We start from the raw sequence: 993 nt of genomic DNA on the forward strand, positions 1-993 counted from the left end.
GTGAAGTTCTGGACCCGAACGAAATTCAAGGGAACGCTCGCGCTCAAGCGGCACATCAATCCCACGCGCGTGCCGATCGAGACGAAGGAGAGCTACCGCTGGCTGGAGAACTTGCGTATCAGTCCATCGCGCTCGTGGGCGCGCCCGAGCGCTGTGTGCATGTGGGTGACCGGGAGAGCGACATCTACGAGCTCTATTGCACCGCGCAGGACCTCGGTACCAGCTTCCTCGTGCGGGTGCAGACGAACAGGCTGGCCGAGCGGCCTGCCGATGCTGCCCCACACGATCCTGCTCATCGCGTCTTTGCCCAGCTTGCGGCGGCGCCTTGGGCAGGACGTCATCGCATTACGATCGATCAGGACGAGACGACCTGGCTGCAGGTGAAGTTCGCCGCCATCAACACCTTGCCGCCCGTGGGCAAGCAGAAGCGCTACAGTCCGCAGGTTCTGACTTACATCCAAGCCCTCGAAGAGGATCCGCCGCCCGGCCGCGAGCCGATCGACTGGAAGCTGGTGACGAACTTGCCGGTCGGCGATCTCTCCGCGGCGGTTGAGAAGCTCGGCTGGTATGCCCTGCGCTGGAAGGCGGAGGTGTTCCACAAGGTCATGAAGTCCGGCTGCCGCGCCGAGGAGGCGAGGCTCGAGACCGCAGAGAGGCTGGCGAAGTTCCTCGCTCTCATCGCAGTGGTCAGCTGGCGAATATTCTTCGTCACTATGTCGGCGCGCGCCAAGCCAGACGCCGCGCCCGACAGCGTTCTCACCTTCGCCGAGATCACTGCGCTCGACCAGATCGACGCCGCCCGAACACGACCGCGTCTCCAACGGCCCACGCTCGCGCCTACCTGCTGCAAATCGCCATGCTTGGCGGCTATCTCGCCCGCAAACATGATCCGCCTCCCGGCAACATGGTCGTCTGGCGCGGCATGACCCGCTTGCACGACATCGCCTTCGGCATCTCTATTGGATCAAGCCGACGATGTGGGTAATCGAAAGC

At 63.6% G+C, this 993-nt stretch carries 1 protein-coding gene; it reads left to right on the forward strand.

All coding sequences use genetic code 11. From position 1 onward, the window contains the following. A partial coding sequence (locus NKJ09_RS32430; protein ID WP_352764783.1) for an IS4 family transposase occupies window positions 1–926 on the forward strand: 926 nt, incomplete at its 5' end. Window positions 927–993 lie beyond the last annotated feature (67 nt).

The organism is Mesorhizobium sp. M0189 (genome assembly GCF_040322135.1).
In the GTDB taxonomy this organism is placed as follows: Bacteria; Pseudomonadota; Alphaproteobacteria; order Rhizobiales; family Rhizobiaceae; genus Mesorhizobium.